At 70.8% G+C, this 15,878-nt stretch carries 13 protein-coding genes; 12 read left to right on the plus strand and 1 reads right to left on the minus strand.

From position 1 onward, the window contains the following. The first annotated feature begins 4 nt into the window (after positions 1–4). The 11 genes from nuoF (at position 5) to ABEA93_RS29905 (ending at position 14,288) form a co-directional block, all read left to right on the plus strand. Positions 5–1,345 carry an NADH-quinone oxidoreductase subunit NuoF gene (gene nuoF, locus ABEA93_RS29855; protein ID WP_345678949.1) on the plus strand — a complete coding sequence of 447 codons (1,341 nt, stop codon included), beginning with the start codon at positions 5–7 and terminating at the stop codon, positions 1,343–1,345. Then, entirely contained in the window at positions 1,345–4,011 is a 2,667-nt protein-coding gene (locus tag ABEA93_RS29860; protein ID WP_345678950.1) for an NADH-quinone oxidoreductase subunit G, read from the plus strand. Before nuoF ends, ABEA93_RS29860 begins: the two co-directional genes overlap by 1 nt. Next, positions 4,011–5,396 carry an NADH-quinone oxidoreductase subunit NuoH gene (gene nuoH / locus ABEA93_RS29865; protein ID WP_345678951.1) on the plus strand — a complete coding sequence of 462 codons (1,386 nt, stop codon included), beginning with the start codon at positions 4,011–4,013 and terminating at the stop codon, positions 5,394–5,396. The genes ABEA93_RS29860 and nuoH overlap by 1 nt, the downstream gene beginning before the upstream one ends. Further along, positions 5,393–6,007: an NADH-quinone oxidoreductase subunit NuoI gene (nuoI, locus tag ABEA93_RS29870; RefSeq protein WP_345678952.1), complete on the plus strand. Its 615-nt coding sequence runs from the start codon at positions 5,393–5,395 to the stop codon at positions 6,005–6,007. Before nuoH ends, nuoI begins: the two co-directional genes overlap by 4 nt. Next, positions 6,004–7,071, plus strand: coding sequence for an NADH-quinone oxidoreductase subunit J (locus ABEA93_RS29875; protein ID WP_345678953.1), 1,068 nt, complete (start codon positions 6,004–6,006; stop codon positions 7,069–7,071). Before nuoI ends, ABEA93_RS29875 begins: the two co-directional genes overlap by 4 nt. Beyond that, positions 7,068–7,367, plus strand: a complete 300-nt coding sequence (gene nuoK, locus ABEA93_RS29880) for an NADH-quinone oxidoreductase subunit NuoK (RefSeq protein WP_345678954.1) — start codon at positions 7,068–7,070, stop codon at positions 7,365–7,367. The genes ABEA93_RS29875 and nuoK overlap by 4 nt, the downstream gene beginning before the upstream one ends. Positions 7,368–7,467: 100 nt before the next feature. After that, positions 7,468–9,378: an NADH-quinone oxidoreductase subunit L gene (gene nuoL / locus ABEA93_RS29885; protein WP_345679029.1), complete on the plus strand. Its 1,911-nt coding sequence runs from the start codon at positions 7,468–7,470 to the stop codon at positions 9,376–9,378. An 85-nt stretch (positions 9,379–9,463) separates the two neighbouring features. Continuing rightward, entirely contained in the window at positions 9,464–11,104 is a 1,641-nt protein-coding gene (locus ABEA93_RS29890; protein ID WP_345678955.1) for an NADH-quinone oxidoreductase subunit M, read from the plus strand. A 77-nt stretch (positions 11,105–11,181) separates the two neighbouring features. Further along, positions 11,182–12,669, plus strand: coding sequence for an NADH-quinone oxidoreductase subunit NuoN (gene nuoN, locus ABEA93_RS29895; RefSeq protein ID WP_425585167.1), 1,488 nt, complete (start codon positions 11,182–11,184; stop codon positions 12,667–12,669). Positions 12,670–12,714: 45 nt separating this feature from the next. Next, positions 12,715–13,713 (plus strand): polyprenyl synthetase family protein, encoded by a 999-nt coding sequence (locus ABEA93_RS29900; protein ID WP_345678957.1) that lies wholly within the window; start codon positions 12,715–12,717, stop codon positions 13,711–13,713. Between the two features lie 176 nt (positions 13,714–13,889). Continuing rightward, positions 13,890–14,288, plus strand: coding sequence for a hypothetical protein (locus ABEA93_RS29905; RefSeq protein ID WP_345678958.1), 399 nt, complete (start codon positions 13,890–13,892; stop codon positions 14,286–14,288). Here the strand turns inward: ABEA93_RS29905 and ABEA93_RS29910 are convergent. Next, entirely contained in the window at positions 14,233–14,844 is a 612-nt protein-coding gene (locus ABEA93_RS29910; protein WP_345678959.1) for a MarR family winged helix-turn-helix transcriptional regulator, read from the minus strand. The genes ABEA93_RS29905 and ABEA93_RS29910 overlap by 56 nt on opposite strands. Before the next feature lie 141 nt (positions 14,845–14,985). Here ABEA93_RS29910 and ABEA93_RS29915 point away from each other — a divergent pair, with 141 nt between their 5' ends. Next, positions 14,986–15,873, plus strand: coding sequence for an alpha/beta fold hydrolase (locus ABEA93_RS29915; RefSeq protein WP_345678960.1), 888 nt, complete (start codon positions 14,986–14,988; stop codon positions 15,871–15,873). The last annotated feature ends 5 nt before the right edge of the window (positions 15,874–15,878 follow it).

Consider the following 15,878-nt stretch of genomic DNA (forward strand, 5'->3'; position numbering starts at 1 on the left):
GGCCATGACCGACGCTTCGAACTCCCCGAGTTCCTCGATCCTCACCCCGGTGCTGTCCGAGCCGTGGGACGACGACAAGCCCTGGCGGCTGGACACCTACCTCAAGCACGACGGCTACCAGGGCCTCAAGAAGGCACTGGCCAAGCACCCCGACGAGGTCATCCAGACCGTCAAGGACTCCGGCCTGCGCGGCCGCGGCGGCGCGGGCTTCCCGACCGGCATGAAGTGGGGCTTCATCCCGCAGGGCGACGGCAATCCGCACTACCTCGTGGTCAACGCCGACGAGTCCGAGCCGGGGACCTGCAAGGACATCCCGCTCATGTACGCCAACCCGCACGTCCTCATCGAAGGCGTGATCATCGCGGCGTACGCGATCCGCTCCAGCCACGCCTTCATCTACCTGCGCGGCGAAGTCGTCTCGGTGCTGCGCCGGCTGCAGGCCGCCGTGCAGGAAGCCAAGGACGCCGGCTACGTCGGCCAGGACGTCCTCGGGTCGGGCTTCGACCTGGAGATCACCGTGCACGCGGGCGCCGGGGCGTACATCTGCGGCGAGGAGACCGCGCTGCTCGACTCGCTGGAAGGGCGCCGGGGCCAGCCGCGGTTGCGGCCGCCGTTCCCCGCGGTGGCCGGCCTGTACGCGTCGCCGACGTGCGTCAACAACGTCGAGTCGATCGCGTCCGTGCCGTCGATTCTGAACCGCGGCGTCGAGTGGTTCCGCGGCATGGGCTCGGAGAAGTCGCCCGGGTTCACGCTGTACTCGCTGTCCGGGCACGTCAAGCGGCCCGGCCAGTACGAGGCGCCGCTCGGCGTCACGCTGCGCGAACTCCTCGACCTGGCGGGCGGCGTCCGGGAAGGGCACCGGATCAAGTTCTGGACGCCGGGCGGCTCGTCGACGCCGATGTTCACCGACGAGCACCTCGACGTCCCGCTCGACTACGAAGGCGTCGGCGCCGCCGGATCGATGCTCGGCACCAAAGCCCTGCAGATCTTCGACGAGACGGTGTGCGTCGTCCGCGCGGTCCTGCGGTGGACCGAGTTCTACGCGCACGAGTCGTGCGGCAAGTGCACGCCCTGCCGCGAAGGCACCTACTGGCTCGTGCAGATCCTCGAACGCCTGGAGAAGGGCGACGGCACCGAACAGGACCTGGAGACCCTGCTCGACGTCGCCGACAACATCAACGGCAAGTCGTTCTGCGCCCTCGGCGACGGCGCGGCCAGCCCGATCTTCTCCTCGCTCAAGTACTTCCGCGACGAATACGTGGCGCACCTGACGCACCGCAGCTGTCCCTTCGACCCCGCGGCCTCCACCGTGTGGGCCTCGAACCTGACGGGAGCGCAAGCCTGATGACCGTCACGACCAACTCTCCGGCGGGCGGTGCTCCCGCGCCGAAGCCGCAGGAGGACCTCGTCACCATCACGGTGGACGGGATCGAGGTCAGCGTCCCGAAGGGCACGCTGGTCATCCGCGCGGCCGAACTCCTCGGCATCCAGATCCCCCGGTTCTGCGACCACCCGCTGCTCGACCCGGTCGGCGCCTGCCGCCAGTGCCTGGTCGACGTGGAAGGCCAGCGCAAGCCGCTCGCGTCCTGCACCACCACCGTCACCGACGGCATGGTGGTGCGCACCCAGCTGTCCTCGCCGGTCGCCAAGAAGTCGCAGGACGGGGTGATGGAGCTGCTGCTCATCAACCACCCCCTCGACTGCCCGGTGTGCGACAAGGGCGGCGAGTGCCCGCTGCAGAACCAGGCGATGACGTCCGGCCGGACGACATCGCGGTTCGGCGAGGTCAAGCGCACCTACCCGAAGCCGCTGCCGATCTCGTCCGAGGTGCTGCTGGACCGCGAGCGGTGCGTGCTGTGCGCGCGCTGCACCCGCTTCTCCGACCAGATCGCGGGCGACCCGTTCATCGCGCTCATCGAACGCGGCGCGCTCCAGCAGGTCGGGATCTACGAGAAGCAGCCGTTCGAGTCCTACTTCTCCGGCAACACCATCCAGATCTGCCCGGTCGGCGCGCTCACCTCGGCGGCCTACCGGTTCCGCTCCCGCCCGTTCGACCTCGTGTCGTCGCCCACCGCGTGCGAGCACTGCGCCTCCGGGTGCTCGCTCCGCGCCGACCACCGGCGCGGCCGCGTGATGCGGCGCCTCGCGGGCGACGAGCCCGAGGTCAACGAAGAGTGGAACTGCGACAAGGGCCGCTTCGCCTTCCGGTACGCGACCCTCGGCGACCGCATCACCACCCCGCTGGTGCGCGACCCGGAGACCGGCGAACTGGAAGCCGCGTCGTGGCCGGAGGCCCTCGCCGCCGCCGCGGAAGGGCTGACCGCGGCCCGCGGGCGCGCGGGTGTGCTGGCCGGCGGCCGGGTCACCGTCGAAGACGCCTACGCATACGCGAAGTTCACCCGCGTCGCGCTCGGCACCAACGACATCGACTTCCGGGCCCGGGAGCACAGCACCGAGGAGGCCGACTTCCTGGCCGCGGCGGTCGCCGGCACCGGCATGGGCGTCACCTACGCGGACCTGGAGAAGGCCCCCGCGGTGCTGCTCGCCGGGTTCGAGCCCGAGGACGAGTCGCCGATCGTGTTCCTGCGGCTCCGCAAGGCGGCCCGCAAGCACGGCCTGAAGATCTTCTCGATCGCGCCGTTCGCGTCGTCCGGCCTCGTCCGCATGCAGGGCGCGCTCCTGCGTGCGGCCCCCGGCCTGGAACCCGCGTGGCTCGACGCTTTGGCGACCGGCAGCGGCCTGGACGACCTCGGCCGGTCGGCCGCGGAACTCCTCGCCGAGAACGGCGCGGTGATCCTGGTCGGCGAACGCCTGGCCGGCATCCCGGGCGCGCTGTCCTCGGCCCTCGCGCTGGCCGAAGCCACCGGCGCCCGCCTCGCGTGGGTGCCGCGCCGCGCCGGGGAACGCGGCGCACTCGAAGCCGGCGCGCTCTACAACCTCCTCCCCGGCGGCCGCCCGGTCAGCGACCCGGCGGCCCGCGCCGAGGTGGCCGCGGCCTGGTCGGTCGCCGAACTCCCCGGCGGCTACGGACTGGACACGGCGGCCATGCTGCGCGGCGTACGCGACGGCAAACTCGGCGCGCTGGTCGTCGGCGGCGTCGAACCGGGCGACCTGCCCGACCCGGCGGCGGCGCTGGCCGCGCTGGACGCCGCACCGTTCGTGGTCAGCCTGGAACTGCGGCACAGCGAGGTCACCGAACGCGCCGACGTGGTGTTCCCGGTGTCCGCGGCCGCCGAGAAGGCCGGCACGTTCGTCGACTGGGAAGGCCGCGAACGGCCGTTCGCCTCGGTCCTCAAGCAGGACCAGGTGCTCCAGGACACCGGCACGGTGATGCCCGACCTGCGGGTCCTCAACTCGATCGCCGACGAAATGGACGTCCACCTCGGACTCCCCGACGTCGCCGCGGCCCGCCGCGAACTGCGCCGCCTCGGCGGCTGGGCGGGCGAACGCTCCGCCGCCCCGGCCGCACCGCTCCGCCGCCCGGCCGCCGAGCCGGGCACCGACGAAGCGGTGCTCGCGTCCTGGCGGCTGCTGCTCGACGAAGGCCGCGCGCAGGACGGCGAGTCCGCGCTGGCGGGCACGCGCCGCCGCCCGGTCGTCCGGCTGAGCGCCGCGGCCGCGGCCCGGATCGGCGCGGCCGACGGCGGCGAAGTGACCGTCTCGACCGGCCGCGGCGGCGAGGTCACGCTGCCGCTCGCGGTCACCGAGATGGGCGACGACGTGGTGTGGATCCCGGCGAACTCGCCCGGATCGGCCCTGCACCGCGACCTCGGTGCGGTGCCCGGCGAGACCGTCCGGCTGCGCGCCGCGGTCCTGCCGCAGCAGCGGGCGTCGAACGGCACCGACGGTGCGGCCAACGGCACGGCGCTCGGCCCGCGCGGGCACGGCGCCGACGGGTCGCCGAACGGCACCGGCGTCAACGGCATCGGAGCCAACGGAGCCAACGGAGCCAACGGGACCGGCGGCAACGGCGCCGGGGCCGACGGCACGACCGGCGAGGAGGAGAGCTGATGCAACTCGCGGCTGATCCGGTCGGGTTCGCCTCCGATCCGTGGTGGCTGATCCTGTTCAAGGCGGTCCTGGTGTTCGCGTTCTGCGTCGTCATGACGCTGTTCGCGATCTGGTGGGAGCGCAAGGTCGTGGCGTGGATGCAGATGCGCATCGGCCCCAAGCACGTCGGGCCGCAGGGCCTGCTCCAGTCGCTCGCCGACGGCGTGAAGCTGGCGTTCAAGGAAGACATCATCGTCAAGGCCGCCGACAAGCCGGTCTACATCCTCGCGCCGGTCGTCGCGATGGTCCCCGCGTTCATGGCGTTCGCGGTGATCCCGATGGGCGGCGAGGTGTCGATGTTCGGACACCAGACGCACCTGCAGCTGACCGACCTGCCGGTGGGCGTGCTGTACATCCTGGCGACCGCGTCGGTGGGCATCTACGGCATCGTGCTGGCGGGCTGGTCGTCCGGATCGACGTACCCGCTGCTGGGCTCGCTGCGGTCGACGGCGCAGATGATCTCGTACGAGGTCGCGATGGGCCTGTCGTTCGCCGGCGTGTTCCTCTACTCCGGCTCGATGTCCACCTCGGAGATCGTCCAGTCGCAGCACCAGACCTGGTACGCGGTACTCCTGCCGGTGTCGTTCGTGATCTACGTGATCGCGATGATCGGCGAGACGAACCGCGCGCCGTTCGACCTCCCCGAGGCGGAAGGCGAACTCGTCGGCGGCTTCCACACCGAGTACTCGTCGCTGAAGTTCGCGCTGTTCTTCCTCGCCGAGTACGTCAACATGGTCGTCGTCTCGTCGCTGGCCACCACGCTGTTCCTCGGCGGGTACCATGCGCCGCCGCCGATCACCGCGGTGTGGGAAGGCGCCAACAGCGGCTGGTGGACGCTGCTCTGGTACTTCCTCAAAGTCCAGCTCTTCCTGTTCCTCTTCATCTGGCTGCGCGGCACGCTGCCCCGCCTGCGCTACGACCAGTTCATGCGCCTGGGGTGGAAGGTGCTCATCCCGACGTCGCTGGTGTGGCTCATGCTCGTGGCCACCGTGCGGGCGCTCAAGAACGAGGGCTACGACTACCGCAACATCGTGCTCGGGATCGCCGGCGCGATCATCGTCCTCCTCGTGCTGTCGGTCCTGTGGGACATGGTCCGCGGCGCCGACGACGACGAGGAGAAGCCCGAGCCGCTGCCCGGGACGCCCGGCGCCGCGGTGCCGTTCGACCCGATGGCCGGCGGATTCCCGGTGCCCCCGCTGCCCGGGCAGGAACTCCCGCCCGTACCGCGCCGCAACATCCGGCGCGCCACCGTCAGCGTCGGCGGCGGCTCGTCCGAGAGCCCGGACGACGGGCAATCCCCTGCCAGCGCACCGTCCCCCGCGAACCCGACGGACAAGGAGGTATGACCGTGGGCAACTTCCTGGGACCCGTCGCGGGCTTCGGCGTCACCTTCGCGACCATGTTCAAGAAGGCGAACACCGAGTTCTACCCCTTCGAGAAAAAGCCCACCGCCCCGCGGTTCCACGGCCGGCACCAGCTCAACCGGCACCCGGACGGGCTGGAGAAGTGCGTCGGCTGCGAACTGTGCGCGTGGGCCTGCCCGGCGGACGCGATCTACGTCGAAGGCGCGGACAACACCGAGGAAGAGCGGTTCTCCCCCGGTGAGCGCTACGGCCGCGTCTACCAGATCAACTACCTGCGCTGCATCTTCTGCGGCCTGTGCATCGAGGCGTGCCCGACCCGGGCGCTCACGATGACGAACCAGTACGAACTCGCGGACACGACCCGGGCGAGCCTGATCTTCACCAAGGAGCAGCTCCTCGCCCCGCTGCACGAAGGCATGGTCGCCCCGCCGCACGCCATGTACCCGGAGATGGAAGAACGGGACTACTACCTCGGCAAGGTCACCGAGGCGGCCCCGGGCACGGTCACCCAGGGGCAGGCGGGCGAGCCGGGCGAGGCCGCCGAGGACGCGTCCGCGGACGTCCACGACGACCACGAAGCGGGTGTCCGATGACCATGGCTGCGGACGGGCTGTCCGGAGGCGTCGTCCTCGCGGAACAGCTCACCAGAACGTCGACCGGCGAGGCGGTGCAGTTCTGGATCCTCGCCACCGTCGCGCTGCTCGGCGCGCTCGGCACGGTCGCCATGAAGAAAGCCGTGCACAGCGCGCTGTGCCTGGCCGCCACCATGCTGTGCCTGGCGGTCTTCTACATGGCGCAGGGCGCGGTCTTCCTCGGCGTCGTGCAGATCGTCGTCTACACCGGCGCGATCATGATGCTGTTCCTGTTCGTGCTCATGCTGGTCGGCGTCTCCTCGGCGGACTCGCTCAAGGAGACGCTGCGCGGCCAGCGCGTCGCGGCGATCCTCGCGGGCCTGGGCTTCGGCATCCTGCTGGTGGCGGGCATCGCCAACGCGTCGCTCGGCAACTTCGCCGGGTACGGCGGCGGGACGTCGCCGGCCGGTGCGCAGGAGACCGACCCGCAGGTGGTCGCCGCGATGCGCGAGGGCAGGAACGTGGAAGGCCTCGCGCACCTGATCTTCACCCGCTACGTGTGGGCGTTCGAGATCACCAGCGCCCTGCTGATCACCGCGGCGCTCGGCGCGATGGTGCTGGCGCACCGCGAGCGCCTCAAGCCGCGCAAGACGCAGCGGGAGCTGTCCGAAGCGCGCGTGCGGGAGAACATCAACCTCGCGCCGCTGCCCGCGCCGGGCGTCTACGCCCGGCACAACGCGGTCGACATCCCCGCGCTGCTGCCCGACGGCACGGTCTCCGAGCTGTCGGTCAACGCCACGCTGCGGGCCCGCGGCCAGGTGCGCGACGTCAGCCGCGAACCGGTGCACCGGGTCGCCGAGCTGGAGGAGAGCGCCGAGGTGTGGATGGAGCAGCGCGGCGACGTGCCCACGGCCCGCCACGAGGGCGAGGAAGGCCCGGACGGCGGCACCGAACCGCAGGAGCCCGAGGCCGGCGACGGTACCGGCTCCGGCTCGGCTCCGGCCGCCGGGGACCCTGACGCGGCCGGGACCGCCCACGGCGACTCGGTCGCGGCCGGCGCAGGATCGAAGGAGTCGCGCTCATGAACCCGGCCAACTACCTGTACTTGGCGGCGCTGCTGTTCACCGTCGGCGCGGCCGGGGTGCTGATGCGCCGGAACGCGATCGTCGTGTTCATGTGCATCGAGCTGATGCTCAACGCGACGAACCTGGCGTTCGTGACGTTCGCGCGGATGCACGGCAACTACGACGGCCAGGTCATCGCGTTCTTCACGATGGTCGTCGCGGCCGCCGAAGTCGTGGTCGGCCTGTCGATCATCATCGCCATCTTCCGCAGCCGCCGGTCGGCCTCGGTCGACGACGCCAACCTGATGAAGTGGTAGGGGACTGGTGACGCAAACCTTGGCAACCGGCGTGCTGCTCGCCACCTCGGGTGAGGGGGCGGAAGGCGGCGGTGGTGTGCACTCGGTCGCGGCGAGCGGCGTGTTCGACGCGACCTGGCTGGTGATCGCGCTGCCGCTGCTCGGCGCGGCGGTCCTGCTGCTCGGCGGCAGGCGTACCAACAAGTTCGGGCATTGGCTCGGAACGGCGCTCGCGCTCGGATCGTTCGCGGTCGGGCTCGTGCTGTTCGCGGGCATGCTCGACAAGAGCGGCGCCGACCGGTCGGTGAACCAGCACCTGTGGGACTGGATCCAGGTCGGCGGCTTCCAGGCGGAAGTCGGGCTGCACCTGGACCAGTTGTCGATGGTCTTCGTGCTGCTGATCACGGGTGTCGGGTCGCTGATCCACATCTACTCGATCGGCTACATGGCGGAAGACCCCAACCGGCGCCGGTTCTTCGCCTACCTGAACCTGTTCGTCGCCTCGATGCTGCTGCTGGTCCTGGCGAACAACTACCTGCTGCTGTACGTCGGCTGGGAAGGCGTCGGCCTGGCGTCCTACCTGCTGATCGGGTTCTGGCAGCACAAGCCGTCGGCGGCGACCGCGGCGAAGAAGGCGTTCATCATGAACCGCGTCGGCGACCTCGGTCTGGCCGTCGCGATCTTCTTGATGTTCACCACCTTCGGCACCTTCTCCTTCGACCAGGTGCTGAGCGGGAACGCGCAGGCGTCGGACGGCACGTTCACCGGCATCGGCCTGATGCTGCTGCTCGCGGCGTGCGGCAAGTCCGCGCAGTTCCCGCTGCAGGCCTGGCTCGGGGACGCGATGGAGGGCCCGACGCCGGTCTCCGCGCTGATCCACGCGGCGACGATGGTCACCGCGGGCGTGTACCTGATCACCCGGTCCGCCGAGATCTTCAACGCGTCGCCGGACGCGCAGCTCGCGGTCACCATCGTCGGTGCGATCACCGTGCTGTTCGGGGCGATCGTCGGCTGTGCGAAGGACGACATCAAGAAGGCGCTCGCCGCCTCGACGATGTCGCAGATCGGCTACATGATCCTGGCCGCCGGCCTCGGCCCGATCGGCTACGCGTTCGCGATCATGCACCTGGTCACGCACGGCTTCTTCAAGGCCGGGCTGTTCCTCGGCGCCGGATCGGTCATGCACGGCATGAACGACGAGGTCGACATGCGGAGGTACGGCGGCCTGCGCAAGTACATGCCGGTCACGTTCGTCACCTTCGGCCTCGGCTTCCTGGCGATCATCGGCTTCCCGCTGCTGTCCGGCTACTTCACCAAGGACAAGATCATCGAGGCGGCGTTCGCGAAGGGCGGCACGAGCGGGTACATCCTCGGCTCGGTCACCTTGGTCGCGGCGGCGCTGACCGCGTTCTACATGACGCGCGTGATGCTCATGACCTTCTTCGGCCGCGAGCGGTGGAAGGAAGCACCGGTCGGCGCGCCGAGCGACTGGCACGAGCCGCACCCGCACGAGTCGCCGGCGTCGATGACCGTGCCGATGATCGTCCTGGCGTTCGGATCGGTGTTCGCGGGCGGGCTGTTCGTGCTCAACGACTCGTTCGTGAAGTGGCTGACCCCGGTGACCGGGTTCAGCCACGGCGACCTGCCGTTCAGCGAATGGGCGGTCACCGGCATGGCGGTCGCGATGGTGGCGCTCGGCGTGCTGGTCGCCTACCTGCAGTTCGCGCGACGCGAGGTGCCGGCGGTCGCGCCGCACGGCTCGTTCGTCACGGTGGCGGCCCGCAAGGACCTGTACCAGGACCAGATCAACGAGGGCCTGGTCATGCGGCCCGGCCAGTACCTGACGCGCTGGCTGGTGTGGCTGGACCTGCGCGGCATCGACGGATTCGTGGGCGGGCTGGCCGCGTTCATCGGCGGCACGTCGGCACGGGTGCGGAAGGTGCAGACCGGGTTCGCCCGTTCGTACGCGCTGTCGATGTTCGGCGGCACGGCCATCGTGGTCGCGGCGACGCTGATGGCGAGGATGGCGTGATGGCCCGCCGGTACTCCGGGGCCGCGCGCTGCGCCAGGCCCCTTCGGCTCCCTGATACGGCACGGCACGCGGCGGAGGGATTGCGATGAACGGCCACTTCCCCTGGCTGACGGTGATGGCGGCGGTGCCCTTCGCGGGCGCCTTGGCCGTCGCCGTGCTCCCGGCCGCCAAGCGCACTCTCGCGAAGAACCTCGCACTGCTGGTCACGCTGGTCGAACTCGTGCTGGCGATCATCGTCACGGTGAAGTTCTCGCCGGACGGCGACCGCTTCCAGATGACCGAAAGCTATGCGTGGATCAAGTCGTTCGGCGTCCACTGGTCGCTGGGGGTGGACGGGATCGGCGTCGTGCTGATCCTGCTGACCGCGGTGCTCATGCCGATCCTGATCCTCGCGTCGTGGCACGACGCGGACGGGCCGCAGGTGCGGATGGACGGCACCGCGGGCGAGTCGGCGGCGCCGCGGTCGACGCACGCGTTCTTCGCGCTGATGCTGGCGGTCGAGGCGATGGTGGTGGTGTCGTTCGCGGCCACCGACGTCTTCGTCTTCTACATCTTCTTCGAAGCCATGCTGATCCCGATGTACTTCCTCATCGGCGGCTTCGGCGGGGCGCAGCGGTCGTACGCGGCGGTCAAGTTCCTGCTCTACAACCTGCTCGGCGGCCTGGTCATGCTGGCCGCCGTGGTCGGGCTGTACGTCACCACCGCCGACCACGACCTGGCCGGTCCCGGCCAGGGCACGTTCGACCTGGCGCGCATCGCGCAGGCGGTGTCGACCGGCGAACTCCACATCAGCCCGGGCGCCGAGAAGGCGATGTTCCTCGGGTTCATGTTCGCGTTCGCGATCAAGGCGCCGCTGTGGCCGTTCCACACCTGGCTGCCGGACACCATGACGGAGGCCACGCCGGGCGTCGCGGTGCTGGTGACCGCGATGGTGGACAAGGTCGGCACGTTCGCGATGCTGCGGTTCTGCCTGGAGCTGTTCCCGAACGCCTCGAAGACGTTCGCACCGCTGGTGATCACGCTGGCGGTGATCGGGATCATCTACGGGGCGCTGCTCGCGGTCGGGCAGACCGACATCAAGCGGCTCATCGCCTACACGTCGATCTCCCACTTCGGCTTCATCATCATGGGCATCTTCGCCCTGACCAGCCAGGGTCACTCGGGCGCCACGCTCTACATGGTCAACCACGGCTTCTCGACGGCGGCGCTGCTGCTGATCGCGGGCTTCATGATCACCCGGCGGGGCAGCAAGACGATCGCCGACTTCGGCGGCGTGCAGAAGGTCGCGCCGGTGCTCGCGGGCACGTTCCTGGTGGCCGGCCTGGCGACCCTGTCGCTTCCCGGGCTGGCGCCGTTCGTCAGCGAGTTCCTGGTGCTGGTCGGCACGTTCTCGCGCTACCAGGCGGCGGGCATCGTGGCGACGGTCGGCATCATCCTGGCCGCGCTGTACGTCCTGGTGCTCTACCAGCGCACCATGACCGGCCCGGTCAAGGCGGGCGTCGAGAAGATGCGCGACCTGAACGTGCGCGAGCTGGTCGTGGTCGCGCCGCTGCTCGCGCTGCTGCTGGTCCTCGGCGTCTACCCGAAGCCGATTCTGGACGTGGTCAACCCGGCGGTGGACGACACGCTGAGCCAGGTCGAGAAGACCGATCCGAAACCGGCGCACCCGATCCAGGCGCCCGTCGAGCAGGCAGCCGCCGTCACCCCCCTCGGAGGCAACAAGTGAGCGCGGTAGTGAGTGCGGTACCGCAACTCGCCGCGGCCGTGCAGGCGCCGCACATCGAGTACGGCGAACTCTCGCCGATGCTCATCGTGTTCGGCGCCGCGGTGGCCGGGGTGCTGGTCGAGGCGTTCGTGCCGCGCAAGGCGCGCTACGCGACGCAGCTGGTGGTCGCGCTCGGCGGCATGGCGGCGGCGTTCGCCGCCGTGCTGGCGCTGCACGGCAGCCGGGAGGTCGCCGCGGTGGGCGCGGTGGCCGTGGACGGGCCGGCGCTGTTCCTGCAGGGCACGCTGCTGCTGCTGGGCATCGTGTCGGTCTTGATGATCGCCGAACGGCGCCTGGAGCCCGGCGGGGACGCCTTCGCGGCGCAGGCCGCGGCCGCGCCCGGCAGCGCGCAGGAGCGCGAGGCGACGGCGGCGGGGCTGCACCAGACCGAGGTGTTCCCGCTGACGATGTTCGCGCTCGGCGGCATGTTGCTGTTCCCGGCCGCGAACGACCTGCTGACCATGTTCGTGGCGCTCGAGGTCCTGTCGCTGCCGCTGTACCTGCTGTGCGGGCTCGCCCGGCGCCGGCGGCTGCTGTCCCAGGAAGCCGCGCTGAAGTACTTCCTGCTCGGCGCGTTCTCCTCGGCGTTCTTCCTGTTCGGCGTGGCGCTGCTGTACGGCTACTCGGGCAGCGTCCGGCTGGACCGGATCGCGGTGGCGACCGGCGGGGCGATGGACAACGACGCGCTGCTGCTGATCGGTCTCGCGATGGTCGCGGTCGGCCTGCTGTTCAAGGTCGGCGCGGTGCCGTTCCACTCGTGGACGCCGGACGTGTACCAGGGCGCGCCGACGCCGATCACCGGTTTCATGGCGGCGGCCACCAAGGTGTCCGCGTTCGGTGCGCTGCTGCGGTTCTTCTACGTGGCGATGCCGGGCATGAAGTGGGACTGGCGGCCGGTGATGATGGGCGTCGCGATCGTCACGATGATCGCGGGCGCGGTCATCGCGATCACCCAGACGGACGTCAAGCGCATGCTGGCGTACTCGTCGATCGCGCACGCGGGCTTCATCCTGACCGGCATGGTCGCGGCCAGCGAGGCCGGCGCGTCGTCGACGCTGTTCTACCTGGTCGCCTACGGCTTCGTCACTCTGGGTGCCTTCGCGGTGGTCACGCTGGTGCGCGACGCGGGCGGCGAAGCGACCCACCTGTCCCGTTGGGCGGGCCTCGGAAGGCGCTCTCCGCTGGTCGCCGGGGTCTTCGCGATCTTCCTCCTGGCGTTCGCCGGAATCCCGCTGACCAGCGGTTTCTCCGGGAAGTTCGCGGTGTTCCAGGCGGCGGCGGACGGCGGTGCCGGACCGCTTGTGATCGTGGGTGTGCTGTGTTCTGCCATCGCCGCGTTCTTCTATGTCCGAGTCATCGTGCTCATGTTCTTTTCGGAGCCGAAAGCGGACGGTCCGACGGTGGTCGTGCCCAGCGTCATGACCACCGCTGCCATCGCCTTGGGGGTAGCGGTTACCGTGGTGCTTGGCATCCTGCCGCAGCCCGTTTTGGACCTTGCGGACAAGGCCGCCTTGTTCGTCCATTAGTCACCAGGCGCAGACACACTGCGCGACCATGAGGAGTGCACCGGCATGACGATCGTGGGGCCCTTCGGGCTGAGCGTCCATGACGGTGTATTGGACGCGGAGATCCGCGCCGGGATGGCGGCCGTGGAGCAGGAGCTGCTCGCCGCCACGAAGAGCGAGTTCCCGTACCTCACGCAGACCTCGCGGCATTTGGTGGAGGCGGGCGGAAAGCGTTTCCGCCCGCTCCTCACCCTCCTTGCCGCCCAGTTCGGCGACCCGCAGGCGCCCGGTGTGGTGCCGGCCGCGGTGGTGTGCGAGCTGACCCACCTGGCGACGCTCTACCACGACGACGTCATGGACGAGGCGGCGCTGCGGCGCGGCGCGCCGAGCGCGAACGCCCGCTGGGACAACTCGGTGGCGATCCTCACCGGCGACTTCCTGTTCGCCCGCGCGTCGGAGATCGTCGCCGACCTCGGCGACGAGGCGGTGCGGATCCAGGCCCGCGCGTTCGCCCGCCTGGTGACCGGCCAGATCCGCGAGACGGTCGGCCCCAACCCGGGCGACGACCCGGTCGAGCACTACCTGGCGGTCATCGCCGACAAGACCGGCTCGCTGATCGCCACCGCGGGCCAGTTCGGCGCCATGTTCGCGGGCGCCGACGACCACGTCGTGGACATCCTGGCCCGCTACGGCGAACGCATCGGCGTGGCCTTCCAGCTCGCCGACGACATCCTCGACATCGCCAGCGACTCCACCGAGTCCGGCAAGACCCCCGGCACCGACCTCCGCGAGGGCGTCCCGACGCTGCCGGTCCTCCACCTGCGCGCCACCGCCGGACCCGCCGACGTCCGCCTCGTGGAGCTGCTCTCCGGCCCCCTCACGGACGACGCCGACCACGCCGAGGCCCTGGCCCTCCTACGCGCCCACCCGGCCCTGGAGCGCGCCCGCCAGGACACCCGCCGCTACGCCGAGGAGGCGTGCGAGGTCCTGGCCCCGCTTCCGGAGGGCGCGGCGAAGACCGCGCTCACCTCGCTGTGCGAGCTGGTGGTCGAACGCAGCTGCTGAGCTGCTGCTCGGCTCCGCCCGCACGTGGCGTGCACCCGCCCGGCCGGCTCCGCGGGCGCCGCTCCTGCGTCCGTCTCCGCCCGCACCTGCGAAACGGTCCGTCGACCTGCGTGGTTCGCCGGCCTGTGCGACCAAGAGCCGTCCACCAGGGGGACAGGCGGCTGATCGGGGGGATCGTGAGTCGCGCGCAGATCGCGCACCCGAAGCTCCTGACCAGCCTGTGCATCGGGCTCGGGCTGTTGCTCGTGGTCGAGATGTTCGTCTGGCTGCTCTGCCTGATGGTGGCCTACAGCCCGGCGTACGGCGTTCCGTCGGAAGGCCAGGACATCTGGGGGCGGTTTGCCGCGCTGATGGGCGTGCTCGACTTCTGCGCGGTGTTCGGGCTGGTCGTCCGCTCGGTGGCCGTGCGCTCGCGCGCCTTCACGGCGATGGCGGTCGCCCATGCCGTGCTGTTGGCCTACGTCCTCGTCCTAGGCGTGCTCGGAAGGCAAGTCGTCGTGGCGGCGATCCGGCTCGGCCTCATCGTGGGGTACTGCGCGGCGATTCGCCGCGCCGCCCCCGTCCTGGAGCGCTGACCGGCCCGGGTGCCTCCTCGGTCAGCGCTCCCAGCGCCGACTCCAGGAACAGCCGGATGGCGCCCAGCTGGTTCTCGTCGAAGTCCCGCAGCGGCGCCGTCGTTCGCGCGATCAGCGGGCCGAACCACTGCCGGCCCAGCGTCTTGGCCCGGTCCTCGACCGTGAGCAGGACGCGTCGGCGGTCCTGCGGGTCGCGGGTGCGGGCGATCAGGCCGAGGCTTTCGAGGCGGTCGAGAACGGCCGTCGTCCCGGCGGAGTTGAGGCCGAGGCCGGTGGCGACGAGCCCGGCTGTCGCGGGAGTTCCGGCGCGTTCCGCGTCCAGCAGGCAGACGAGGGCCCGCACGTCGGTCGGGTGCATCCCGTGCGCCGCGGCGAATTCGTTCTGACGCAGGCCGTATTCCACGGTCACCGCGCGAAGCAGGTGGAAGAGCGCCGAATCGTCGGCGCGGCCGGACGGCGGCAAGGCCGCGTCCCGCGGGGTGCCCGCTCCTCCGTCGGGCGACGCTTCCCGTCCCCCCGCAGCGTTCTCGCGACTCTCCCGCGCATCCGTCGCCATCCCGTCCGCCCTCCGCGCTTGTCCCCGCGACCCGCACTCCGCATATTATCTCGTTCATCGAGATAATAGCCCGGCGAGACATTGCCGATGCGGTCTCGTCGACGTCACCGTGCCTCGGCCCAGTCGAGAGGGAAGTCCGCCATGCCCCCAAGCAACTCGGCCACCGACACCGCCTTCCATCGCGCTTATGCCGCCGTCCTCGCCGCCCGCTGGCCCGCCGAGGCCGAGTCCGCGGTCGTGGACACGCCCTACGGGACCACGCACGTGATCAGCCACGGCCCGCCCGACGCCCCGCCGCTCGTCCTGCTCCCCGGCGGCGGCGCCACCGCGGCGGTCTGGTTCGCCACCGCGGCCGCGCTCGGGGCCGCGCACCGCGTGCACGCCGTCGACACCGTCGGTGAGCCCGGACGCAGCATCGCCGCCTCCGACCGGCCCATCGCCCGCATCGCCGACCAACTGGCCTGGCTCGACCAGGTACTCGACGCGCTGACCGGGACTACACAGCCCGTCGCACTGGCCGGGCACTCGTACGGCGCCTGGAGCGCCCTGCACTATGCCCTCCACGCCCCCGAACGCCTCCGCGCCCTCGCGCTCGTCGACCCGACGAACTGCTTCACCGGGTTCGCCCCCCGCTTCCTCCTGCGCGCGGTGCCGGTGCTCCTCCGCCCGAGCCCGGCCCGCAACCGGGCCTGGCTCCACTGGGAGACCCGCGGCGCGGAACTCGATCCCGCGTGGGTGGGCCTGTATGCCGAAGGCGCGACCTTCCCGTCGGCAAAGCCGCTCACCGGCCCGCGGCCCCGCGCCGAGGCACTGCGGGCGATCCGCGTCCCCACACTGGTCGCTCTCGCCGCCGAGAGCCGCGCCCACGACTCCCGCAAGGTCGCGCGGGCCGCGGAAGGCCTGATTCCGGGCCTGCGGACGACCCTTGTCCCCGACACCACGCACTACACCCTCGGCGTCGACCCGCCCGCGCGACTGCTTGCCGACCTGGCCGACTTCTTGGCCCCCCGCCCGACGACGCCCGGCTGACCCCG

Origin of the sequence: Yinghuangia aomiensis (genome assembly GCF_039542225.1) — a bacterium.
Taxonomy (GTDB): domain Bacteria; phylum Actinomycetota; class Actinomycetes; order Streptomycetales; family Streptomycetaceae; genus Yinghuangia; species Yinghuangia aomiensis.